Here is a 23,249-nt window from a genome sequence, read left to right as displayed (position 1 = left end):
TTTATTATATTACATAAGTTAAAATTAAGTATTAAAAACAAATCCTTTTAAGATTTGTTTTTCATTTTTAAATAAGCTACTTGGGCAATCATGGCACCATTGTCGGTGGCGTATTTCAAAGAAGGAATAATGGTATTATCAAAGAGTTTTATAAACTCTTTTCTAAGTTGTGAATTTGCTGACACCCCGCCTCCAAGAACTAGTGTTTTGACATCATATTTATTTAACGCAAGCTTGGTTTTTTCAATTAAATATTCTACGGCAACATGTTGAAATGAAACGGCAACTTGAACTGGATCAAAGTCTTGATTTAACATTTTTTGTTTGTTAACATAATTCAAGACCTGTGTTTTAATACCGCTAAAAGAAAAATCAAGCGGATTGTCAGTTTTGGGTTTGGTAAAAGGAATAAGATTGCCTTGATATGTTTGTGATAATTTATCAATAATTGGTCCACCAGGGAATCCTAAACCAGTTCGTGATGAGACTTTATCAAAAGCTTCTCCAACAGCATCATCAAGAGTTTCTCCTACAATTTCAATTTCATCATAGTTTTTTGCATATATTAGTTGAGTATGCCCTCCTGAGACCAAAAGGCATAAAGCAGGGAAGGTTATTTGGTGGTCAATGGTAGCAGATAAGAAATGGCCATGTAAATGGTTCACAGGGATTAAAGGTACATTGAAAACAAGCGAAGTAGCATATGCAAATAAGTACCCAATTTGTAATGTTCCAATTAAGCCTGGTTCTTTGGTGTAAGCTACATAGTCAAAATCCCCAACTTTATATTTCTTAAGAATGATCTTTTGAATTTTAGAGATATTACGAACATGTTCACGAGAGGCTAATTCAGGTATTGTTCCGCCAAATTCCTTAAAAATGTCAATTTGAGAAAGCGTTCACATATCAACAATTTTTCCATTTTCTAAAATCGCAAGTGAAGTGTCATCATGTGAGGTTTCAATTCCTAAAATTCTCATTAGTGACCTCCAATTTGTGGTGCTTTTATATAAAGTGGCTCAATTTTCATCGGATCTTCTTTCACAAAAATATTGCCATATTGCTTGAAATTTTTAATCATCTCTGAATAATTAATCTCATCTAAAATCATGTCAGGAGAAATAGTTTTAACCTCAATTCAGTGATGAATTTCTTCTTTATAGATGTTTTGTTCTTCTATTAAATAGACTTTATTTCCGCTAGCATTTAAAAGGTACTCATTTTGATGCTTTTGTTTTTGTAAAATCTTAAAAGAATTAGTAGTAAACATAGGAATATCAAGTCATAAAGCAATAGTTCTGAAAAAAACAATAGGCAATCTTACCCCTGTAAAAAAGCCGGGCCCTTTGTTTAAGTAAAATCCCTTAATGTCACTTAATTGAAGCTTATGTTTAGATATTAATTTGTGAAATTCACTAGTAATTAATTCGACTTTTTTCTTGTAGCCAGCAAGATGAATTGATTCAATTACTGTAAATTGATTATTAAAGAGAATTAAGACAAAATCATCGCTAGAAGTATCTAAAAAAACATTCATTAATATACCTCGCTTATTTTATATTTATGAACTATTTGATCATCAAGCAACTCCATGCTTGCTTCAACCAAAACATACTTACTAAATGGTAAATTGTGTAAGTTAGCTCATTCAATAGCTATAATTTTATCTTCAAAATGGTCTATAAATTCTTCAATATCACCATGGTAGTTGTATAAATCTATATGCACAAGTTTTGGATATACCTTCATATATGAAAAACTAGGGCTAGTAATTCTCTCTTTTATTTGCAATGCTTTAGCTAAATAACGAACAAAAGTTGTTTTACCTGCTCCTAAGTCTCCATTGAGATAAATAATTTTGTGCTTTTTAATTAAAGGTAAAATATGTGCAATTAAGTCTTGAACTTGCGATTCTTCGTGGCAAATAAATTCACGATTATAGTAAGTTGCTCCTTGCATCTCTCTCCTTGGTGTCTTGAATAAAAAAGACCGCTAAACACAACACTTCCTCATGTGGCTGCTCCATTTCTGTCCTGACCAGGTTAGTGGGTTATTGTTCTAACGGCGCTTAAATTATACCATAATTTAAATTGCTAGCTATGAAAAGAAAAAAGCTCAGCAAAAGCCGAGCTTAATTTAGAGGAATTATCTTTTGATTTCTTTAAGACGTGCACTTTTTCCAGTACGAGTTCTCATAAAGTATAATCTTTTTCTTCTTACTTTATTTGAACGAACAACTTCGATGTGAGCAATAAGTGGTGAGTGAAGAGGGAATGTTCTTTCTACACCAATACCGTATGACATTTTTCTAACTGTGAAAGTTTCTCTTGTCCCTGATTCTTTTTTAGAGATAACAAGACCTTCGAATACTTGGATACGTTCTTTTTCACCTTCACGAATACGAACGTGAACTCTAACGTTATCTCCGGTTTGGAATTGCGCTAAGTCTGAACGTAATTGTGATTCTTCAACAAGCTCTAATAATTTATTTCTCATTTTTAATCCTTTCAATTATATCAGGACGATTTTTGAGCGTTTTAGCTCATTGAGCATCCTGTTTTCATTTTTGAATTTCTTTATGATTACCGCTGAATAACACTTCAGGCACAAGCATACCCTTATAGTCTCTTGGCCGTGTGTATTGTGGATAATCTAACAACCCTATTCCTTGAAATGAATCATATTCATGTGATTCGGCTTTAATAACACCAGGGACTAGCCTTGAGATAGAATCAGCCATTGCCATTGCTGGTAATTCTCCGCCAGTTAAAACAAAATCACCAATTGAAAGTTCTAAATCGACCAATTCAACTACTCTTTCATCAAAGCCTTCATAACGACCACAAATAAAAGTAATTTCTTCTTGCTTAGAAAGTTCATTTGCTAATTTTTGATCAAAAACTCGACCTTGCGGAGAAACTAAAATCTTGAATCCGCCACGTTTTGGTAATGATTCTAATGCGAGGTCGATTGGTTCTACTTGTAAGAGAAGACCGTGACCACCGCCATAAATTTCATCATCAACTTTTTTATGTTTGCTTTGACTAAAATCACGGAAGTCAACAACGTTAATTTCTAAAAGTTTTTTGTCAATAGCTTTATTAATGATGCTTTCGCCAATAAATGGTTCAAAATATTTCGGGAATAAAGTTAAAAAATTAATTTTCATTATTTACTTTTTAATTCAGCAGTTAATTTGTGAGCTCTAAAAAGGTTTGAAACAGTTACAGTAGGTTGAGCACCTTTAGAAAGTCATGCAGCAGTTGCTTCTTTGTTTAAAACAAATTCTTTTGTTGATGGATTGTAGTGTCCTAATGCTTCGATGAATTTACCATCACGTGGTGCACGAGCATCAGCAGCAACAATTTTATATACTGGTCTAAATTTGCTTCCCATACGTCTAAGTCTGATTTTTACCATATTTCCTCCTTAATTTGCTGTCAAGCAAAAGTGCTTGACACTTTTTGGTTAAATGTATACATATTATAAATGAAGATTTTAATATTTAAAATAAAAATATACTTATTTTCATTAATTTAGATTTGTTATGTATTAGTAACATTAAAGAATATTTAGTTTTGTTTTTTAATAATATTTTCAAAATATTATTTGTTCATTTTTATTAACTTTTATTTTTTACTAGATTAAGATGGTATTTTGTTGAAATTCTAAATTTAAAATCTTTTTTGCTTTTGCGGTTTGAAATTAAAGAAACCAACAGAATTGTTTAAAAATATGCATATAAAAAAGACACATGTTGTGCCTTTTGGTTCTTGTTAGAATTTCTTTTTAGGAAGATATATGTGACCGTCAATGCTTGAAACTTCAGTGATTGAAACAAAAGCATTAGGGTCTACTTCATTAATTTTTTTAATAATACGAGGAACTAATCTAAATAATGTAATTGTTGCTAATACTTCAATTGATTCATCATCGTTTGAACTTTTAGCCTTGAATGAGGTTAAACCTACGACGATTTTTCTATCGTGAGTCATTGTTTCTTCAATATCAAGATATTTTTTACTAAATACTTCAACCTTAACAAGTTTATATTTAGGATAAATTTTGTTAAGCACCATAATGTAAGCAACATTAGTTATAAAAGTAGCAATGAAATTAGGTGATAAATAAAGTTCAAAACCATATTTTCTTTGAGCTCAAAAATTAAATGTCGCTTGTGAACTATCTGACAATTGATGTACATCATGTTGGTTAACTATGTTTGTAATTTTATTAATAAAAATAGAACCAGGTAATCATGAACCTATCGCAACGGTAATAAAAATAATAATAATATTCATATAACCTGAGATTGTTCCAAATGATTTGTGTGTTTTATTTGAATATCACTCACCAATAATTCCAGTTACCCCTGCTGTCCCTCCAATTATTTGGATAATAGCAAAAATTCACGCTAGAATAACGCCATAAAGCGTAGCGATAATAATTAAAGCAATGGTATTTCCACCTTCACTTCAGGCAATCGGAATATAAGGAGTTAAACTCATTCAGGTTTTTGCTTCTTGAGAACTAATTCAACCCTGATTTGCAATATCTTTTATTAAATTTTTAACATTTTGGTTTCCAAATTCCCCAATAATATAAATATTATTAGCTCTAGGGATAAAACCTATTCCTAGGGAAATTAGTGAGGAAACGACTAGAAAAATTACTGTTAAATGTCCAAAAAGTTTTCCAATTTTTTTATAACCCAAAATAAAAATCGGAATACTTAAAATAATATAAGCAACTCAAAAGACTACTTGGTCAATTGCATTAGAAACTTCAGGGGTAACTTTACCAGCTATATTAACAACAAGCAAACGAGCAAATGCTTGTCCAAACGCCGCAAGTCCAAAATTATAGATTCCAACATTTTTAACAAAAAATACGCTAATTACACCGAAAAATATAGCCGCTACAATTGTAATTAAGATAATTTTTCACATTGGAAGTCTTGAATACAACGAACTTAATTTAAGCCCAAAATTAGACATTTTAGTTTTGCGATAAACTGTATGTGCTTTTTTAATTTCGTTGTTTCCGCTATCAAGTGGAGAAACTATTTGTGTCTTTTCTTTTTGTTCCATTTTTCTCCTTTCATTTAATCTGTCTATGAAAAATAAAAAAAGTCTTGTCAAAAAGACTATCAATTATAATTAAACCACTTTTTAGGTAATTAGACAACTAAAATCGCTCATTAACTGAAAAATTTCACATAAAATTGCGATAAAAAACCCCTTTGAGGGGTTATATGGTACACCGTACAGGCCTCGAACCTGTGACCCACTGGTTAAGAGCCAGTTGCTCTGCCAACTGAGCTAACGGTGCTTATATTAAAATTATAGATGATTTTCATGTAATTTTTAATTAAATAAGTACTATAATTTAAAAACTTAATATTAATTAAAATATTCTTGAGGTAATAATGCAAAAAATTCGTACAAGATATGCACCTAGTCCTACCGGATATTTACATATTGGTGGAGCTAGAACAGCTTTATTTAATTTTTTATTTGCTAAGCATTTTCAGGGTGATTTCATTTTTCGTCTTGAAGACACCGATATCAAAAGAAATGTCGAAAAAGGTGAAGAATCACAACTTTTAAACTTAGAGTGACTTGGGATTATTCCTGATGAAAGTCCTTTAAAACCTAAATCGCAATATGGTAATTATCGCCAAAGTGAAAAACTAAATCGTTATTTAGAATTTGCTCACAAACTTATTGATTTAGGGTTTGCTTACAAAGCTTATGATACTACTGAAGAATTAGAAGCTCAAAAATTAGAATCTGATCAAAAAGGAATTCCATCATTTAGATATGATCGCAATTGACTAAAAATTACAGAAGAAGAAAAAACCAAACGTGATGAAGCAAAAGCCTACTCAATTCGCTTAAGTATGCCTAAAGATGTCGAGCTTGCTTGAGATGATATTGTTAGAGGTCCAATTAGTTTTAATTCAAGTGAAATTGGGGATTGAGTTATTATAAAATCAGATGGATATCCAACTTATAATTTTGCGGTTGTAATTGATGACCATGATATGGAAATTTCGCATGTATTACGGGGTGAAGAACACATTGGAAATACGCCTAAACAATTAATGCTTTATAAATACTTTAACTGAACATCTCCTCGCTTTGGACATATGACTATTATCACAAATATGGAAGGTAAAAAACTTTCAAAACGTGACACTTCATTAAAACAATTTATTGAAGATTATAAAAATGAAGGATATATTCCGGAAGCTATTTTTAACTTTCTTGCTTTACTAGGTTGAACTAGCGAAGACGCAAGTGAAATGATGGATATGCAAACATTAATTTCTAAATTCGATCCAAATCGACTTTCAAAAAGTCCTTCTAAATTTGATATTTCAAAAATGAACTGATTTTCAAAACAATATCTTAAAAAGTTAGATAACCAAAGAATTATTGCTCATCTTCAAAACACCGAGACTTTCTCAAGTGAATGATTGAATTTATTTGTTGAGACATTTAAGCAAAGCGCAGTTACTTATTCAGAAATTAATGAACAATTAAAAGGTTATGTTACACCGATAATTGAAAAAATTCAATTAAGCGAAGAAGACTTAAAAGTTGCTCTTGAATTTAAAAAATTATTTAAACAAAATTGCACTAAAGACAACTTTACAATTGAAAATATTCAACAAGCAATTAATCAAGTTTCGCTTAACTTAAGTGTTAAAGGTAAAAAACTTTTTATGCCAATCCGTTTGGCAGCAACTTCAAGTGAGCATGGACCAGAGCTTTCAAAAGCAATTTATTTATTTGGTGAAGAAGTTATTTTAGAAAGGCTAAATTTATATGTTTAAAATTAAATTTCAATCATTAGTTTATCAAAATGGAGTAGATAAACCGATAGAATTTACAGCTCCAGTTGATATTTCTTCATTTGAAGAATATCGTGTTTTTACATTTAATGAACCAAGCCAAGGAATTGCCAATAGAATTGAAATTTCAAATGAAAGAATTAATATTTTTGCTGGACCTACAAGTTTGTATATTAACAAAGATCCTGAACAAGCTACTTTAAATCTTTTTGAGTTAAATGATGGTATTAATGCTAAGTCATTTGAATTTTTTAGTAAAATTCATTCATATACTGAAAATGTAGATGATAAAAATAGCCTTTATAAATTTAAATATGAAATTTATCAAAAAGTTGATGGTAAGAAAATTGAAATGGGTCAATTTGAGATTAGCTTAACTATTTCTCCTGAATAATTTTTAATAATAAAAAGGTCATTTATGACCTTTTTTGTTTCAATATTACCAAAGAAAAAGATACTTTTTATAATATAATAAATTTATGCAAACAAACGGTGTAGATATAACAAGAATAAGCCGCTTTAAAAATAAAGATTATAAATTCGCCAAGCGAATCTTGTCTGAAGATGAATTGTTCGAATTTATGAGGGAAAAAAGCGAAAATCAACCGTTGTATTTAGCAAGAGCATGAGCAATTAAAGAAGCAATTTTTAAAGCTGATAATACTTATGCTGAGTTTCAGAAAATCACATTAAAAAAAATCAATAAAAGATGAACTTTTAAGGATTTTAAAATTAGTATTTCTCATGAAGGTGATTATTTAATAGCTTTTGTGATTCGATAAAGAGGAGAAAGAATGAAAAAACCAACTGTTAATATAACCTTAAAGAAAATTATTTTTGCTCTTCCGTGATTATTTAGAGCAAGAAAAATCATTTCGACATATCGTAAATATAAACGCGATCCTGAAGGATTGGGCGCACAATTTAGAAATGATTATTATCTTAAATTAGCTAAGAAAGCACTTCAATTATATAATGTAGATCTTGTGGTCAAAGGTTATGAAGACTTACCAAAAAATAGCGCAATTTTAGTACCTAATCATAAGTCTTATGCAGATTTGCTTGCTCTTTTTGCTGCATTAGAAAAGCAAACTGAAGATGTTAATGTTAAAAACCCAATTGCAACATTTGTAGCCAAAGAAGAACTTAATGATAACTTTTGATTAAAAAGAATTATGTATACTCTTAATACTTTTACAATTCAAAGAGATAACTTTAGAGATTATGCTCAAAAAATGAATGCTTTTGGAGATTTTGTTAAAAATAACAGAACACTAGGGGTTGTCTTTCCAGAAGGCACACGAATTAAAGGTAATAAATTAGGTGAGTTTAAATCTGGTGCCTTTAAAATAGCTAAAAATAACTTTTTACCAGTTGTACCAGTAGCTATTGACAATGCTGAAGCAGTTTTTGAGAAAAATAGAAAAGGAAGAGTTACAGTAACAGTCACCTTTTTAAAACCAATTAAGCCAGTTCTTTTTATGAGTCAAGAGCCTAAAGGAATGGCCGCGCAGGTGCGTGCTTTAATTGCTAAGGAACTTAAAATAGATAATGAATAATCAGGAATACACTTTTAAAATCAATGAATTTAATGGTCCACTTGATCTTTTACTTGCTTTAATTAAAGATAAAAAAATCAGCATTATGGAAGTTGATCTTGTTGAGTTGGCTAACCAATATCTAGAAATTCTAAATCAAATTAAAGAGCACGAAATTGATTTAGCGGGTGATTATCTTTTAATGGCTGCAACTTTGATTAACCTTAAATCTAAAATGGTTTTAAAAGAACCTGAAGAGATTGAAGAAGTCCAACAAGAAAAAGAAATTTTAATTCAACAACTTATTGAATATCAAAAATTTAAAGAAGTTAAAGAAGATTTAAAAATTAAAGAGCAAGAACGACAAGATCTTTTTATGAAAAAAAGAAGCAATCCTGATGAGTATCTTGTTGATTTAGATGATTCAAGGTTAGATGGTCATTCTAATGCAATAAAACTTATTAATGTTATGCATAAGATGTTTGAGCGTGTGTATGCTCAAAAACTAAGAAGCACTAAAATTAATACGATCAAATTATCTCCTAGCGATCAAATACCATTTATTAAAAAACTTTTAAATGAACATGAAAAAGTAACTGCTCAAATGGTTTTTAATCTACCCTCGTTAAGTCATTTTGTTATTACTTTTCTTGCTATTTTAGATTTATCTAGACAACAACAAATTATAATTCATGAAGACGAAGAAGAAATCTTGATATTAACAAAAGGAAGTGAATATGAACAATAAAAAATTGTTGGCAATTTTATATTTTCAGGGAGAAGATGGAATTACTTTAGAACAAGTCAAAGAACTTTTTTCTTTAAATACAATTTCTGAAGCAAAGAAATTACTTCAAGATTTTCACCGTCAATTTAATGAAATGGATTTAGGAATTAAAGTAGTGAATTTTAATGAAGTTTATAAATTAGCAACTCGTGAATCAGTTAAAGAGACCATTACCAAACTTGTATCTGTAACTAATAAGCAACGTCTTTCAAATGCTGCCATTGAAGTTGCAGGGATTGTCGCTTATCGTCAACCAATTACAAAAGGTGGAATAAATTCAATTAGAGGTGTAGCTTCCGAGCAAGTAGTCAATACTTTACTTCTTAAAGGAATTATTGAAGAAGTTGGGGTGGCCTCTACGCCAGGAAATCCTGTTTTATATGGAGTAACTAATAAGTTTTATGATTACTTTAAAATTACTTCTATGCGAGATTTACCTAAACTTAATGATTTTAATTATGTTGAAGGATTAGAGAATGAACAAAGCAATTTTGATTTATTCTCGTCACAAAGAGAGGACTAAAAGAGTCTCTTTTTTATTAAAAGGAAAAATATGTTTGAAATTAATGCAACAAAAAATGATCATTCACGCACTTTGTTTAAAGTTGTTCAAAAATACCTCAATAATTTACCAATAAGCAGAATTGAGCGGATTTTTCGAAAGAAAGATATTAAAGTTAATAACGTTCGTAATGTAAGTAAAGATTATAAAATTAAAGAAGGTGATTACATTGTTATTTATGGAGTATCAGATGCTCAAAAAGAAATTCAATATGCTCCTCTTTATAATGAGTTAAGTATTGTTTATGAAGATGATAATTTACTAATTATTAACAAAAAACCAGGAATTTCTGTTCATAGCGAAGAAAATTCGCTTGATAACCAAGTGTTAGCATATTTAAAATATAAAAAAAGCGATAGTTTTATTCCTAGTCACATCGGTCGAATTGATAAAGAAACAAGTGGATTGATGGTTTATGGAAAAAATTATCAAACTGTAAAAATGTTAAATGAAAAAACACAATATTTTGTTAAAAAATACCAATTTTACAGTGATTTTGTTCCTAATAATCAAAAAGTGAGTTTGTATTTTTATAAAGATCAAAAATCTCAAAAACAAAAAGTTTCAAAAAATTATGTTGAGGGTTCAAAAGAAGGAACAACTCTTTTTACAATGGATGGAAACAAAAAAATTGCACAAATTTTAACTGGGAGAAAACATCAAATTCGCTTGACATTAAAATATTTAAATTGTCCAATTTATGGGGATAGAAAATATGGTGGCAAAAAAGCATCTCGTCTTATGTTGCATGCTTGATACCTTAAATTGAGTCATTTAGATAACGAATTAGCGTATTTAAATAAAATGGAATTTTGAGCCCCAATTAAGTGATAGGAGAAAATTATGAAAGAAATGACAAAAGAACAGTTAAAAGAAATTGTTTCTTCAATTATGTTTGAACCTTCAGAAGCAGTTCTTGATAATATTTTAGAGAATTGAATGAACTTACAAAAAGAATTAAAGAAATTTGACAAACTTGATTTAGTCAATGTTAAACCTTTAACGCATTTAAATGAAGAACCTCTTGTGGATTTTCTCAGAGAAGATATCGAAGATACATCGTATTCAATTTCAAGAGAACAAATTCTTCAAAATGCAAAAGATTCTGATGAAGAGTATATTATTACAACTAGGGTGGTTAAATAATGGAAAAGATTCAAATACTAGGTGATTTTGAAATTGCCCAGCAGGAGCTAAGAAACGACAAAAACAATGCTGTTTCGGAAGTATATGATTTTAAAAAACAAGGAAGCGGAATTTTAGATAATGCCATTTTTACTATAAAAGATGTCTATGCAACTAAAGAAGGAAAAACCAAATCTTCTTCATTAATTTTGGATAACTTTCAGCCAGGATATAATGCAACAGTGGTACAAAAACTATTTGACCAAGGAGCTATAGCCGTTGGAAAAGTTTACAATGATGAATTAGCACTTGGTGGAACCGGTCTTTATAGTGCATACGGAATTATTAAGAATCCTCTTAATCATTTATATTTAGTTGGAGGAAGTTCTTCAGGATCTGCTGCAACTTTTACAAGTAACATTTCATTTGCCTTAGGAAGTGACACGGGAGATAGTGTTAGACTTCCAGCTTCATATAATGGTATTTTTGGTTTTAAACCTTCATATGGAGCTATTTCTCGCTATGGAATGTTTGCTTATGCTTCTTCTCTTGATACGGTAGCTTATTTTGCTCATAATGTTAATGATTTATTTATGGTTTCAAAAGCTACTTTTGGCAAAGATTTTAAAGATATGACTTCAGTTGATGTTCCATTAGGCGCTATTGAAGCACGTAAACCTAAAACTATTTTAGCTCTTGATTTTAGTGAGTTTTGTGTTTTAGAAGTAAATCAAGCATTTAATCAAGTGATTGAAAAATTTAAATCCGAAGGTGTTCAAGTTGATGTAATTAAACCTAATTTAGACATTCTAAGATGTATTAAACCAGTTTACCAAGTTGTAAGTTTCTCGGAAGCTTCATCAAACTTAGCAAATTTAAATGGGATTGCTTTTGGTGAAAGAGTTCAAGGGCAAAATTGAGAAGAAATTATGACTCGTACTCGTAGCGAAAAATTCGGGAAAATGGTAAGTGAGCGTCTTGCATTAGGTTCATATTTCTTGCACAGTGAAAACCAAGAAGAACTCTTTATTAAAGCGCAAAAAGTTCGTAGAGTAATTAAGGATTATTTAAATAGTCTTCATGAAAGTGCAGATTTAGTAATTTTTCCTTCTTTTGCTTCTAAGGCTCCTAAAATTGGAGAAGATGTATCTTATGATGTCATGGATTATATTTTAACTGGTGCTAACTTAGCCGGGAATCCTTCTCTTTCAATGCCATTAGGCTTTAAAGATCAAATGCCCTTTAATCTTGAGCTAGAAGCAGGAATTTATCAAGACAGTAAGCTTTTACAATACGCTTTATGAGTTGAATCAATTTTAGGAGGTAAATAATGGTTAATTTTGAAACAATTATCGGAATTGAAATTCACGTTGAACTTAAAACAAATACCAAAATGTTTTCGCCGGCTAAAATTGATTTTAATGCACAACCAAATACATGTGCGAATCAAATTGATTTAGGTTATCCAGGAACCTTACCACAAGTTAATAAACAAGCAGTGCAATTTGCAATTGCTTTAGCAAAAGCACTTAAAATGGAAATCGATGATGAATTACATTTTGATCGAAAAAATTATTTTTATCCTGATTTGCCAAAAGGATACCAAATTACTCAATTTTACCGTCCTATCGGGTCAAATGGTAGTTTAACAATTAAAACTTCTCAAGGGACAAAAGATATTAAGATCGAGAGAATTCACCTTGAAGAAGACACAGCAAAACAAAATCATATTGATGGCACAACTAAATTAGATTACAATCGTGCAGGAGTGCCCTTAATTGAAATTGTAACTTATCCTGTTATTCGTAGTGCCGAGGAAGCGGTTGCTTATATTGATATGATCCGTAAAACTGTCTCATGTCTTGAAATTTCAGATGGTAAGCTTGAAGAAGGTTCTCTAAGAGCTGATATTAATATTTCTTTAAGACCTTTTGGGACAGAAAAATTCGGAACAAAAGTTGAAATTAAGAATATGAACTCGCTTTCAAATGTTAAAAAAGCCATTGAATTTGAGCAAAAAATACAAAGCGAAAAATTGCTTAAAAACGAAATTATCTTGCAACAAACCAAACGTTTTGATGCTACAACTAATTCAAATATTGTAATGCGTACGAAAACAGGGACAGTGGATTATAAATACTTTCCAGATCCAAATATTCCTTTTATTAAACTCTCTCAAAAATTTATTGATGATGTTAAGTTAAAAGAGTTGCCTTTAGAAAAAGAGCAAAGATATTTAGATGCAAATATTCAAAATATTTATATTCAAACCTTGGTAGATGACTTAGAGCTAGCTAAATATTTTGATTCTATTGAATATCCTGATAAGGAAAAATTAGCTAAACTTTTTTTTGCTGAAGTTGTTTCCCTTGCTAACGCCAAAGAAACTCATGTTACAAAATTAGGAATTGACCCTTCAAACCTAACTCATTCAATTAACCTTTTAGATCAAGGTATTATTTCAGGAAAATCAATTAAAAAATTAATCCCTCTTTTAGTAGGGTACCCAAAAGGGAATTTAGATCAACTACTTGAAGAGCACAAACTCAAACAAATTTCAGACCCTGAACAGATTAGAAATATTGTCGTTGACATTATTAATACTAATGAAGCTTTGGTTGCCGAATACCCTAGCCGTCCAGAAAGGGTTTTAAAATTTGTTTTAGGTTCTTTAATGAAACAAACCGGAGGGCAAGTTAACCCTATTTTAAGTGATGAGATTACAAAAGAAGAATTAGATAAAAAATTCGAAAGTAATTAACGGAAAAAAACGCATTTTAGGAAAAATAAGGTAAAATATACTTATATTTTAAACATTAAGGAGATATTATGTTTACAACTAAACTTGACGAAGAAAAAAACCTCTTAGTCGTTTCAACAAAAATTTCAAAAGAAGAGTACAAAGCGCAGTTTGATAAACTTTATAATGCAGCTATTAAAAAAGTTAAAGTGCCAGGTTTTAGACCAGGAAAAGCTCCTTTAAAAGAATTAAATGCTAGAGTTAATTTAAACGCATTAATTACTGATACATTAGACTTCTTTGCAAAAAAATTCTATTTAGAAGCACAAAAACAAGCTTTTGAATTTAGCAAAGACAGTAAAAGAGTAATTTTAGATGCTCCTACTGTAAATACTGATGGATTTAACGCAGAAGAAGTTAATGAATTTGAAATTAAATACCTTTATGAATTATTACCTGATTTAAGCAGTTTAGATTTCTCAAAAGTAACAACTAAAGCTGAAATTTCTGAACCAAATGAAGAAACAATTGAAAAAGCAATGAAACAATTTTTAGCTCCTTTTGCTAAAAAAGAAGAATTTACCGAAGGATCAGAAGAATTAACCAAAACAGGTGACACAGTAAATATCAATTTCAAAGGATTTATTAATAATGAACCATTTGAAGGTGGTGAAGCTGAAGAATATGACCTTGTTTTAGGTTCAAATTCATTTATTCCAGGATTTGAAGATCAACTTACAGGCAAAAAAGCTGGTGAACAAGTTGAGGTTAAAGTTACTTTCCCAGATACATACTATGTAGAAGACTTTAGAAACAAAGAAGCTTTATTTGAAGTAAAAATTAACTCATTTGTAAGAAATAAAGACGTTGAAATTACAGAAGAATATGTTAAATTATTAGGGTGACCAGGTGTTGAAAACTTAGAACAATTTAAAACTCTATTTAAAGAAAAAGAAACATACGAAGCATGAAACAAAGGAGTTGAAGCTTATGTTCAAGGTGTTATTGATGAACTTCTTGCAAACAATACCTTCACTCTTCCTAAGAAAATAGTTGATGAAAAATTCAAGCAACTTGAAAAAGACTTTACAAAATCACTTTCTTCACTTGGTGTGAAAAAACACGAATATCTTAAATTGATTCATTCAACACAAGAAAAATTAGATGCAGAATTAAAAGAACAAGCCGAAAAACAAGCTAAATTAGATATTTTAAGAGCAGAATTAGCTCAAAGATTCTACCCAACAGAAGTAAAAGAAGAAGAATACAAAGATCTTGAATTTAACTTACAAGGTGTAAATGATGAAATCAAGAAAAATCTTGTTGCTTCTCAAAAATACTTTGTTGCTTTAGCTAAAGCAATTGGCAAAGGCGATGAAAAAGTTCTTGAAAGTGCATTTGCTAGACTTTTAAAATAATAATTTATAAAAAAGAACACTGAACTTAGTGTTCTTTTTTATTACAAATATAAAAAGCGCTTTAAGTAAGCGCTTTTTATATTTTTTTATACCAGCTGGCAAATGGATAAGAAACTTTAAAATTGGTCTCAGAATACTCTTTTTTAAATTCTTTTAGATTATCTAAATTAAAGCCATTAAAACCTGAAATAAGAATTTTGGGTGATTTATAGATTAATTGAGAATCACGCAGTTTTCTAATTTCAAGATTTGTTTCAATTGTTCCTGCTTGCTGATTATTAATTTGGATTTGACTAAAGTTTGCAACAATAGGTTCAATTAATTTGTTGCTTTCAAAAGAATATAAAAAGGAATTTAAAATTAAGCTAATTAAGGTTGATAAAAAATTAAATTGTTGATGTGAAGTAAATTTATTTTGAAAATTAAATGGATCAAAATTATTCATACTTTGTCCATTTCAAAGTGATAAATTATCAAAATTATCATTGAGATAAAAATTTAAAATATTTAATAAATTGGTATCTAAAAAACTTTTTAAATTAATTTGCGAGTCAAAATGCATTTCTTGGTTTTGTTCAAACTGACTAAAATTAACAAGTGAATATTTTTTTTGAATGTCAAAATCTAGATTTGGTTCAAGGTAAAATCCATCAAAAATATGTCTATGGTTGTTAAAATCAATAGAGTATCACTTATAAGTTTGCACTGTTCCGTTTTTTTTGAAAACATCAATATATAATGGGACAATTGTGTATGAATTATTTAAGAAATTAGTTCAAGGATGCTCGAGTGTTTTTGGTCAATTAATTTGATATTTGAGATCCTCATCTTGCTTATAAAAAGGAACTTTAATCTCGATAGAATCTTGCATTTTGTAAAGGGTCGAGATCAATCCTTTTGATGTAGCTCTTTTATAGATTGGAACATTATCAATTATATTTTCGACTGTATTAAGTAATAAAGGATTGCTTTTAAAGGATAAACTATGATTTTTGATATATTCATTAAATAAAATTTCTGAATCATTGATGTTTAATTCAAACTTATTTGGAAAAGTCTTGTTTTTATTATAATCCTTAAATTTAGGTAATTCAAAATTAATGTTTTGTCAATTATTAAATAAATAATTTTGATTTGAATCCAATAGAGCAATATTTATTTTGCCTAAATCGTTAAAGGTTACTTTAACAGAATCTAAGTCTTTAATTTTAAGGCCTTGCAAATAAAATTTAAGTAAAACTTCAAAATAAGTTTTTTGTTCTTGGTTAATTTTTCAAGCTTGTAGTCTAATGTTGTCTGGAGATAGTAAATTAGGAAAAATGAAACTATAATAATTAGTGTTTAATAGAATATCATAAATTATTGCTTGTAAATTTGTAGTAAATTTGGCTTCTTTTTTGATTTCTTTTAAGTATGATAAACCAAAAATATTAAGTTTTTGCATATCTACTGAAGATAAATCATAAAGTGCTTCCAAAGTAACTTTTGATTCGGTGTTATTTTTGTGAAAGTTTTTAACTAAACTTTGGATTTGATTAGTATTTAATTTAACTTCTTTTTCTTTTTGAAAAAAAATACCGTTAGCCAAAAGCGTCTGGAGTTGTTCAGGATTTTCTGCCATTTGAAAAACATCTTCTTTATATTGAAAGTCTATTTGATCTTGCGAACAACTAATTGCCAAAATTGGTGAGAAGATTATCGGTGCAGTAAACAATAATTTAACTTTTTTCATTAATATTCCTTTTTTACATTATATACAAAAAAATAAAAAAACTCACACCGTGAGCCATTTTATAAATTAATTGGTGCGCGAGGAGGGACTCGAACCCTCATGCCGGAGGCACTAGAGCCTAAATCTAGCGTGTCTGCCAATTTCACCACCCGCGCACAAACGAAAAAAAGTAATAAAAAAAGCGCTAAGCTTATTGGTGCCGTCTATAGGACTCGAACCTACGACCTACTGATTACAAGTCAGTTGCTCTACCAACTGAGCTAAGACGGCAATGGTGGAGAATAAGGGACTCGAACCCATGACATTCGCCTTGTAAGGGCGACGCTCTCCCAACTGAGCTAATTCTCCATAAATGGCAGTCTGTACGGGGATCGAACCCGTGTATGCATGGATGAAAACCATGTGTGTTAACCGCTTCACCAACAGACCATAATGGCGCCGATTATTGGGATTGAACCAACGACCAACTGGTTAACAGCCAGCTGCTCTACCGCTGAGCTAAATCGGCAATTTGCTTAGCTTAAATATTATAACATTAAAAAATTATTATCAAAATATTTTTTAATTATTTATTTTATTTATATTGATTCTTGTACAAACACCGCCTAATGTGATTGCTAACAAATAATACCATAATTTTTAAATAGTTCAAAGTATTTTTTTTATTTTTTTAAATAATTTTATTTTGATAGTTAAAGTTAAAATTCTAAAAATCTGTTTTATAAATTTTTAAAATTTAAGAAATCATATAAAAATATAAAAATAAAATATTTAATTGTGAGTTTATGAACTCAAACAAACTAATCATATTTTATTTATAATCTAAATATAAATATTAATAATTTTAGGTATTATTAACTAATTTAATTACTAGATTAAAATCGGTAATTTTAGTTGTTTTAAATCAAGAAAAGCAACTTTCTAAATATGGAAACGGTTTCATATTAAAAAAATAAAGCACTCAAAATAAAAGGTCAATATATAAAATACTTATATTATTTAATTACATAAAATACTATATTTAAGTTTAAGGAGATACTTATGAAAATTAAAGGTATCGGAGCCTCAAAAGGTGTGGCAATCGCAAAAGCTTTTAAAATAGAAGAAGTTCATGTTAAATATGAACAACAAACCCAAAATAAAGAAGAAGCTTTAAAAGCTTACGAAAAAGCCAAAGAAGTGGTTTTAGCAGGTATTGCAAAAACAAAAGCATTAGCAGCTGACCCAGAACATGCAGCGATTTTTGAAGCTCATGCAAATTTTGTAACTGATGAATATGCTAATAGTTCAATTGTTGATTTTATTTCAAATCAAGGATATACAGCTGAATTTGCTATTGAAACTTTCTATAAACAATTTGCTGAAATGTTTGCTGCAATGGATGATGAATACATGCGTGAAAGAGTAGCTGATGTTAATGACGTATCTAAGAAACTTATTTTTGCTGTTCAAGGTGTTGTTGAAACCGATTTAGGTGCAATTAACGAAGAAGTAGTTATTATTGCTGAAGACCTTTCGCCAAGTCAAACTGTACAACTTAATAAACAATTTGTTAAAGGTTTTGTAACCAATATCGGTGGGACTACTTCACATACAGCTATTATGGCTCGTAGTTTAGGAATTCCATCTGTTGTAGGAACAAACTCAATTATGGAAAAAGCACAATCAGGTGATTTAATTGCTTTGGATGGTTCAAAAGGAGAAGTAATTGTTAACCCTGATTCGACTCAATTAGAAGAATACAAAAAAGCTCAAACAGCTTACTTAGAATACTTAGAACGTTTAAGCGCTCTTAAAGGAAAAGCGTCAGTTTCAAAAGATGGACATAAAATCGAATTAGCTGCTAATATTGGGACTCCAAAAGATTTAGCAAGCGTTGTTGAAAATGATGCAGAAGCTATTGGGTTGTTCAGATCTGAATTCTTATATATGGATAATGAAAACTGACCAACTGAAGAAGAACAATTTGCAGCTTACAAAGAAGTTGCACAAGGTATGAAAGGTAAAAAAGTTGTTATTAGAACATTAGATATTGGTGGTGATAAAACTTTAAAATACTTTAAATTCCCTTATGAGTTAAATCCTTTCTTAGGGTACCGTGCAATTAGATTTTGTTTACAAAACAAAGATATCTTCAAAACCCAATTAAAAGCTTTAGTTCGTGCAAGTGAATTTGGAAAAATTGGAATTATGTTCCCAATGATTACCAATGTGCAAGAATTTTTAGATGCTAAAAAAGTTTTTGAAGAAGCATACGAAGAAGTAGTTAAACAATATCCAAATGTTGCACCAAAAAACGAAATTGAAGTTGGTCTTATGATGGAAACTCCAGCTGCTGCGGTTCTTTCTGACCAATTCTGTAAGTATGCAGACTTTGTTTCAATTGGAACAAACGACTTAATTCAATACTCAATGGCTGCTGATAGAATGAACGAAAATATTTCATATCTTTATCAACCACTTAATCCATCAATTTTAAGATTAATTAAAATGGTAATTGATGGAGCTCACAAACATGGTAAATGAGCTGGAATGTGCGGTGAAATGGCCGGTGATAAAGAAGCCTTTCCAATTTTACTTGGACTTGGACTTGATGAGTTTTCAATGTCTGCTTCAAGTGTTTTAGCAAGTAGAGAACTTGTGCAAAAACTTAGCTATGCGGAAATGAAAGAATTAGCCCACAAAGCTCTTGAATTAGATACTGAAGAGCAAGTCAAAGAATTATTTAAAAATGTAACCAAATAATAAAAAATCCATCATTAGATGGATTTTTCTTCACCTGACTTATTTATTCAACTAAATTTCAAGTATAATGATATTAAGAATTTAAAAAAGGAGCATTATGGAATTACACCCTTTTGTTAAGTGAGTCGGAGGAAAGCGGCAATTAATTACTGAAATTCAAAAAAGAATGCCAAAACAATTTAATAATTATTATGAACCATTTGTTGGCGGAGGTGCAATTTTACTTGCAATTCAACCACAAAAGGCTTTTATTAATGATATTAATGATGTGTTAATTAATGCTTTTGAAATTGTCAAAAAGTCTCCAAAAGAACTAGTTGACATGCTCCAAATTATGGACCATTTTTCAATCTCAAAAGATGATTATTACTATTTTAGAGATCTTTTTAACCAAAAGTTGCTCAATCAGGAATTGGATTTGTTTAACGCTGCTTTATTTATTTATTTAAATAAAAGATGTTTTAATGGTCTTTATCGCGTTAATTCAAAAGGTCTTTTTAATGTTCCTTTTAATAACAAAGCCAAAATTCAAAGTGCCGATCCCGAAAATTTGCTTAAATTAAGTCAATTTTTACAAAATGTTCAAATTACTAATGTTGATTTTGAAGAAGCGGTTAAAGATGCTCAACCTGGGGATTTTATTTTTTTTGATAGTCCCTATGCTCCGCTTAAAGCAACTTCATTTGATTCGTATACTAAAGAAGGCTTTAGTTATGATGATCATGTTCGTTTATCTTCTGTTTTCAAGAAACTGGACCAAAAAGGTTGTTTTGTTATGATCACTAACAATAATACTGATTTAATTCAAGAACTTTATAAAGACTATAAGATTGAGGTGTTACAAACTAAACGATTGATTAACTCTAAAGGTGACAAAAGAGCTGGTGAAGAATTAATTATTACTAATTATTAAATCAATGATGCAAAAAAATTCATTTACAAGTAAAATCAAAAAAGAAATCATTCAAAAACCTAAAAAAATCAAAGAAATACAAGTGTTTATGGATGGTTTTTTATTTGCTATTTCGCATATTCACAAGAACCCTAGTTATCTTGAGTTTCAAGTTAAAGACCCATTGGTGTTCAAGCATGTAGAAAACTTTTTAAAGAAATTAAAATGAGATTTTACAACAAAAGGTAATTTGTGAAAAACAATTACTATTGATGAAAATCCTTATTTTAACATCCGAGAAATAGATTTTAATAAGTACCATAACGTTATGTCGCTTTTTTTTGCAGGCTTTTTCTACGCAACAGGATCTGTTTCTAATTTAGATAAAACCTCTTATTATCTTGAATTATCAAGCAAAAACGAAGGAATTCTTCTTCAAATTCAAACCTTTTTAAATCAATATAATTTCAACTTTAAATATAAAAAACAACAAAATAAGTCTTTTATTTATCTTAGAAGTTCTGATACCTTATTAGAATTTTTAAGTGCCATTGAAGCAATACGAGCGTACTCACATTTTCTTGACTTAAAAATTAGTAGAGATATGAAAAATACCGTTAACCGAATTAATAACCTTGATTTTGCAAATTTACAAAAGATCGCAAAAGTTTCAATTGATTATATTTCTTATATACTATATGTTTTTGAACACAATTTAGAGAATCATTTTTCGGAAAATGAAATGGTTTTTTTTCGTTTAAGACTTGAAAATCCTGAATTTTCTCTAAATCAAATCCGAGAAAAACTAGAAAGTGAGCACAATATTTTTATTTCCAAGTCAGGTTTAAATCATTGAAATATTAAATTAAAGAAAGTTGTCGAAGATCATAAAACTACTCAATTGTCTTAGCAATTGAGTTTTTTAATTTAAATAATTTAGCAATTTACTTTATGATTTGCTAAATTGTGCTAAAATTATTTTATGAACAAAATTAAAGAAAAGCTCGAGTGTGTTCTTACCTGAACAATTGAAGAGTACATTAAAACAAATGCTCCTGTTTCAAGTAATCAGTTAATTAAAAGTAATCCAAATATTACATTTTCAAGCGCTAAATTAAGGTATTTAATGAATGAGCTTGAAACTATGGAGTATTTAAAAAAAGCACATAGTTCAAGTGGGCGTATTCCAACTCCGCAAGGACTCAGCTACTACGCTAAATATATTGCTAAGGCAAATGAAAAAGCGCTCGAAACCAGATTAAAGAAAGAATTTCTAAAAAAAGAAGATTCATTTAATGTCACTGTTTCACAAGCAGTAGAAGCCATTTCTGATATTACTGGTTTAACTTTAATTACAACAAAATTTGATAAATCATTAATTTTAAAAGGGATCAATTTAGTCGTAATTGATGATACTACCGCAACAGTTGTTATGGTTGTATCAAATGGAGAAGCCTATTCAAAAATTATTAAAATTAATCCTAAAGAAGTTCAAATTAATGATTTAAAAGTAGCTGTTAGAGTCTTTCAAGAGCATCTAATTGGTTCATCAATTGATGAATTAGTTTATAAAACAAATCAATTAAAAATGGTTCTTAAACAACAAATTAATAATTACATGCAAGTTATCCATCAATTTGTAGATAAAGTGTTTAATACTATTAAAACTAAAAATAATGTCTATGGAAAAAATCAACTAATTTTAAATAAACAAATAACTCGCGAAGAAATTGATATTTTGTTGTATCAAATCGAGAATTTTTCAATTTGAGAGCAAATTGAAGAAAAGATGGATGAGCAAGAACAAATGAAAATTGAAGTTAGTCGAACTAATTCATATATCTCAAAACGGATTCAAACTAATAATGGAATGACTGAAATTTCAATTATTGGAAACCATAATGCTAATTTTAGTGAAATGAAGGCAGCCATTGCTTTGATAGAAAAAATCTTCAAAAAGGAGAAATAAAATGAGAAATTATAGTATCAAGAAAATTAAAGAAGGAAATGTACTTAATGGAGAGTTTCAAGTAACTTTAAATGGAGAAATTCTACCTGAATTAAGTGGTGCAAAATCAATTGTTATAGGAGAAAACGATTTATTACCTGAAATTGATTCAGCATTAATTGGTCAAAAGTTTAAACGTCATTATGCTTTTAGCATTAATATTTCGCCAGATTTTACAAACGAAAAATTAAGAAATCAAACTTTAGAAGTTTCTATAAATAATGTTAATATCACTCTTCATCCAAATCATGAGACAAATACTAAGGCTAGGCCAAAACTAAATCTTAAAGAAAATCAAAACGCAGAAATTGAAGCACTAAGAAAACAAGTGGCCGAATTAATTCAAAGAAACCAGAAATTAGAAACTGATATTAAAATTAATGAAATTTCTTTTAAAGCAAAAATTGAGGAAGCCTCAAGAAAAGCAAAAGATTTAATCGAAGAAAAAGTGGCGCAAGCCACAGCTAAACTAAATGCCGAAAAAGATCAGGCAATTAAATTTTCAAACCAAAATTTAATTCAAGACTTAGCGTTGCCATTTAATAACTTTGTTCTTGCTATTAAAGCAGGTGAAAATTCAGATATTGATCAAGTAAGAAATTACTGTATAGGCTTTACTATGATCGCCAACCAATTTGAGCAAGCCTTTGAAAGTAATGGAATTACTTTAATTAGACCAACTGTTGGTGCTTTATTTAATGCTCATCAAGAAGAAGCTATTGATTTTGTTAGTGACTCATCATTAGAACACGAAACAATTGTTCAAGTAGTTAGATTAGGAATGGGAATAAATGGCAGAGTTATTGTGCCAGCTCAGGTAAAAGTAAATAAATTATAAAATTT

The 23,249-nt window shown here is 29.5% G+C and carries 24 protein-coding genes, 6 tRNA genes and 1 other RNA gene; 16 read left to right on the top strand and 15 right to left on the bottom strand.

The genetic code is table 4. The features are described from left to right. Positions 1-47: 47 nt before the first annotated feature. The 9 genes from tsaD to Q349_RS00390 form a co-directional block, all read right to left on the bottom strand. Positions 48-980: a tRNA (adenosine(37)-N6)-threonylcarbamoyltransferase complex transferase subunit TsaD gene (tsaD, locus tag Q349_RS00425; RefSeq protein ID WP_036463705.1), complete on the bottom strand. Its 933-nt coding sequence runs from the start codon at positions 978-980 to the stop codon at positions 48-50. After that, positions 980-1,537, bottom strand: coding sequence for a tRNA (adenosine(37)-N6)-threonylcarbamoyltransferase complex dimerization subunit type 1 TsaB (tsaB, locus tag Q349_RS00420; RefSeq protein WP_036463702.1), 558 nt, complete (start codon positions 1,535-1,537; stop codon positions 980-982). The genes tsaD and tsaB overlap by 1 nt, the downstream gene beginning before the upstream one ends. Further along, entirely contained in the window at positions 1,537-1,959 is a 423-nt protein-coding gene (gene tsaE, locus Q349_RS00415; protein WP_036463700.1) for a tRNA (adenosine(37)-N6)-threonylcarbamoyltransferase complex ATPase subunit type 1 TsaE, read from the bottom strand. Before tsaE ends, tsaB begins: the two co-directional genes overlap by 1 nt. A gap of 17 nt (positions 1,960-1,976) precedes the next feature. Beyond that, an RNA gene (gene ffs, locus Q349_RS03335) (signal recognition particle sRNA small type) lies at positions 1,977-2,073 on the bottom strand. A 72-nt stretch (positions 2,074-2,145) separates the two neighbouring features. Next, on the bottom strand, positions 2,146-2,496 hold the full coding sequence (gene rplS, locus Q349_RS00410; protein ID WP_036463695.1) for a 50S ribosomal protein L19: 351 nt from the start codon (positions 2,494-2,496) through the stop codon (positions 2,146-2,148). Beyond that, positions 2,486-3,169 (bottom strand): tRNA (guanosine(37)-N1)-methyltransferase TrmD, encoded by a 684-nt coding sequence (trmD, locus tag Q349_RS00405; RefSeq protein WP_036463691.1) that lies wholly within the window; start codon positions 3,167-3,169, stop codon positions 2,486-2,488. The genes rplS and trmD overlap by 11 nt, the downstream gene beginning before the upstream one ends. Further along, complete coding sequence (gene rpsP / locus Q349_RS00400; RefSeq protein WP_036463688.1) at positions 3,169-3,420, bottom strand: 30S ribosomal protein S16; 252 nt, start codon at positions 3,418-3,420, stop codon at positions 3,169-3,171. Before rpsP ends, trmD begins: the two co-directional genes overlap by 1 nt. Before the next feature lie 356 nt (positions 3,421-3,776). Then, positions 3,777-5,090 carry a DUF2179 domain-containing protein gene (locus Q349_RS00395; protein ID WP_036463685.1) on the bottom strand — a complete coding sequence of 438 codons (1,314 nt, stop codon included), beginning with the start codon at positions 5,088-5,090 and terminating at the stop codon, positions 3,777-3,779. A gap of 165 nt (positions 5,091-5,255) precedes the next feature. Beyond that, positions 5,256-5,331, bottom strand: a tRNA-Lys gene (locus Q349_RS00390). Between the two features lie 97 nt (positions 5,332-5,428). On the opposite strand from Q349_RS00390, the gene gltX reads away from it, so the two are divergent. The 11 genes from gltX to tig all read left to right on the top strand — a co-directional run bounded on the left by gltX (position 5,429) and on the right by tig (position 15,029). After that, positions 5,429-6,841, top strand: coding sequence for a glutamate--tRNA ligase (gene gltX, locus Q349_RS00385; protein ID WP_036463680.1), 1,413 nt, complete (start codon positions 5,429-5,431; stop codon positions 6,839-6,841). Continuing rightward, positions 6,834-7,253, top strand: a complete 420-nt coding sequence (locus tag Q349_RS00380; RefSeq protein ID WP_036463676.1) for a hypothetical protein — start codon at positions 6,834-6,836, stop codon at positions 7,251-7,253. Before gltX ends, Q349_RS00380 begins: the two co-directional genes overlap by 8 nt. An 85-nt stretch (positions 7,254-7,338) precedes the next feature. Further along, the gene (locus Q349_RS00375; protein ID WP_036463673.1) at positions 7,339-7,641 is read left to right on the top strand and encodes a 4'-phosphopantetheinyl transferase superfamily protein; all 303 of its coding nucleotides are present in this window, start codon (positions 7,339-7,341) and stop codon (positions 7,639-7,641) included. 12 nt (positions 7,642-7,653) lie between these two features. Beyond that, entirely contained in the window at positions 7,654-8,418 is a 765-nt protein-coding gene (locus Q349_RS00370; RefSeq protein WP_051616711.1) for a lysophospholipid acyltransferase family protein, read from the top strand. After that, positions 8,411-9,145, top strand: coding sequence for a segregation/condensation protein A (locus Q349_RS00365; protein WP_036463670.1), 735 nt, complete (start codon positions 8,411-8,413; stop codon positions 9,143-9,145). Before Q349_RS00370 ends, Q349_RS00365 begins: the two co-directional genes overlap by 8 nt. Continuing rightward, positions 9,135-9,707 carry an SMC-Scp complex subunit ScpB gene (gene scpB, locus Q349_RS00360; RefSeq protein ID WP_036463667.1) on the top strand — a complete coding sequence of 191 codons (573 nt, stop codon included), beginning with the start codon at positions 9,135-9,137 and terminating at the stop codon, positions 9,705-9,707. Before Q349_RS00365 ends, scpB begins: the two co-directional genes overlap by 11 nt. 30 nt (positions 9,708-9,737) lie before the next feature. Continuing rightward, the gene (locus tag Q349_RS00355; protein WP_036463664.1) at positions 9,738-10,580 is read left to right on the top strand and encodes an RluA family pseudouridine synthase; all 843 of its coding nucleotides are present in this window, start codon (positions 9,738-9,740) and stop codon (positions 10,578-10,580) included. A 9-nt stretch (positions 10,581-10,589) separates the two neighbouring features. Beyond that, positions 10,590-10,892, top strand: coding sequence for an Asp-tRNA(Asn)/Glu-tRNA(Gln) amidotransferase subunit GatC (locus Q349_RS00350; protein WP_036463661.1), 303 nt, complete (start codon positions 10,590-10,592; stop codon positions 10,890-10,892). Beyond that, the gene (locus Q349_RS00345; RefSeq protein WP_036463659.1) at positions 10,892-12,202 is read left to right on the top strand and encodes an amidase family protein; all 1,311 of its coding nucleotides are present in this window, start codon (positions 10,892-10,894) and stop codon (positions 12,200-12,202) included. Before Q349_RS00350 ends, Q349_RS00345 begins: the two co-directional genes overlap by 1 nt. Then, entirely contained in the window at positions 12,202-13,632 is a 1,431-nt protein-coding gene (gene gatB, locus Q349_RS00340) for an Asp-tRNA(Asn)/Glu-tRNA(Gln) amidotransferase subunit GatB (protein ID WP_036463657.1), read from the top strand. Before Q349_RS00345 ends, gatB begins: the two co-directional genes overlap by 1 nt. A 68-nt stretch (positions 13,633-13,700) precedes the next feature. Next, positions 13,701-15,029, top strand: a complete 1,329-nt coding sequence (tig, locus tag Q349_RS00335) for a trigger factor (protein WP_036463654.1) — start codon at positions 13,701-13,703, stop codon at positions 15,027-15,029. A gap of 76 nt (positions 15,030-15,105) precedes the next feature. Here tig and Q349_RS00330 read toward each other — a convergent pair whose 3' ends face one another. The 6 genes from Q349_RS00330 to Q349_RS00305 form a co-directional block, all read right to left on the bottom strand. Further along, positions 15,106-16,761 carry an MAG3240 family lipoprotein gene (locus Q349_RS00330; protein ID WP_036463652.1) on the bottom strand — a complete coding sequence of 552 codons (1,656 nt, stop codon included), beginning with the start codon at positions 16,759-16,761 and terminating at the stop codon, positions 15,106-15,108. 71 nt (positions 16,762-16,832) lie between these two features. Further along, positions 16,833-16,916: transfer RNA gene (locus Q349_RS00325), tRNA-Leu, on the bottom strand. A gap of 39 nt (positions 16,917-16,955) precedes the next feature. Further along, positions 16,956-17,031: transfer RNA gene (locus Q349_RS00320), tRNA-Thr, on the bottom strand. Between the two features lie 2 nt (positions 17,032-17,033). Further along, a tRNA-Val gene (locus Q349_RS00315) sits at positions 17,034-17,109 on the bottom strand. A gap of 5 nt (positions 17,110-17,114) precedes the next feature. Continuing rightward, positions 17,115-17,190, bottom strand: a tRNA-Glu gene (locus Q349_RS00310). Positions 17,191-17,194: 4 nt separating this feature from the next. Beyond that, positions 17,195-17,269: transfer RNA gene (locus tag Q349_RS00305), tRNA-Asn, on the bottom strand. A gap of 533 nt (positions 17,270-17,802) precedes the next feature. Here Q349_RS00305 and ptsP point away from each other — a divergent pair. From ptsP to grpE, 5 genes are all read left to right on the top strand, one after another. Further along, on the top strand, positions 17,803-19,506 hold the full coding sequence (ptsP, locus tag Q349_RS00300) for a phosphoenolpyruvate--protein phosphotransferase (protein ID WP_036463650.1): 1,704 nt from the start codon (positions 17,803-17,805) through the stop codon (positions 19,504-19,506). A gap of 97 nt (positions 19,507-19,603) precedes the next feature. Next, positions 19,604-20,419 carry a DNA adenine methylase gene (locus Q349_RS00295; RefSeq protein ID WP_036463647.1) on the top strand — a complete coding sequence of 272 codons (816 nt, stop codon included), beginning with the start codon at positions 19,604-19,606 and terminating at the stop codon, positions 20,417-20,419. Between the two features lie 4 nt (positions 20,420-20,423). Continuing rightward, positions 20,424-21,308 (top strand): DNA-binding protein WhiA, encoded by an 885-nt coding sequence (gene whiA / locus Q349_RS00290; protein WP_036463644.1) that lies wholly within the window; start codon positions 20,424-20,426, stop codon positions 21,306-21,308. 72 nt (positions 21,309-21,380) lie between these two features. After that, entirely contained in the window at positions 21,381-22,367 is a 987-nt protein-coding gene (locus tag Q349_RS00285; RefSeq protein WP_036463641.1) for a hypothetical protein, read from the top strand. Between the two features lies 1 nt (position 22,368). Beyond that, positions 22,369-23,244 (top strand): nucleotide exchange factor GrpE, encoded by an 876-nt coding sequence (grpE, locus tag Q349_RS00280; RefSeq protein ID WP_036463638.1) that lies wholly within the window; start codon positions 22,369-22,371, stop codon positions 23,242-23,244. The last annotated feature ends 5 nt before the right edge of the window (positions 23,245-23,249 follow it).

The sequence above is a fragment of the Mycoplasmopsis sturni DSM 22021 genome (genome assembly GCF_000701485.1).
GTDB classification, from domain to species: Bacteria; Bacillota_I; Bacilli_A; order Mycoplasmatales; family Metamycoplasmataceae; genus Mycoplasmopsis; species Mycoplasmopsis sturni.
Note: the sequence above shows the minus strand (reverse complement) of the source record. Positions and strands in the feature narration are given on the sequence as shown.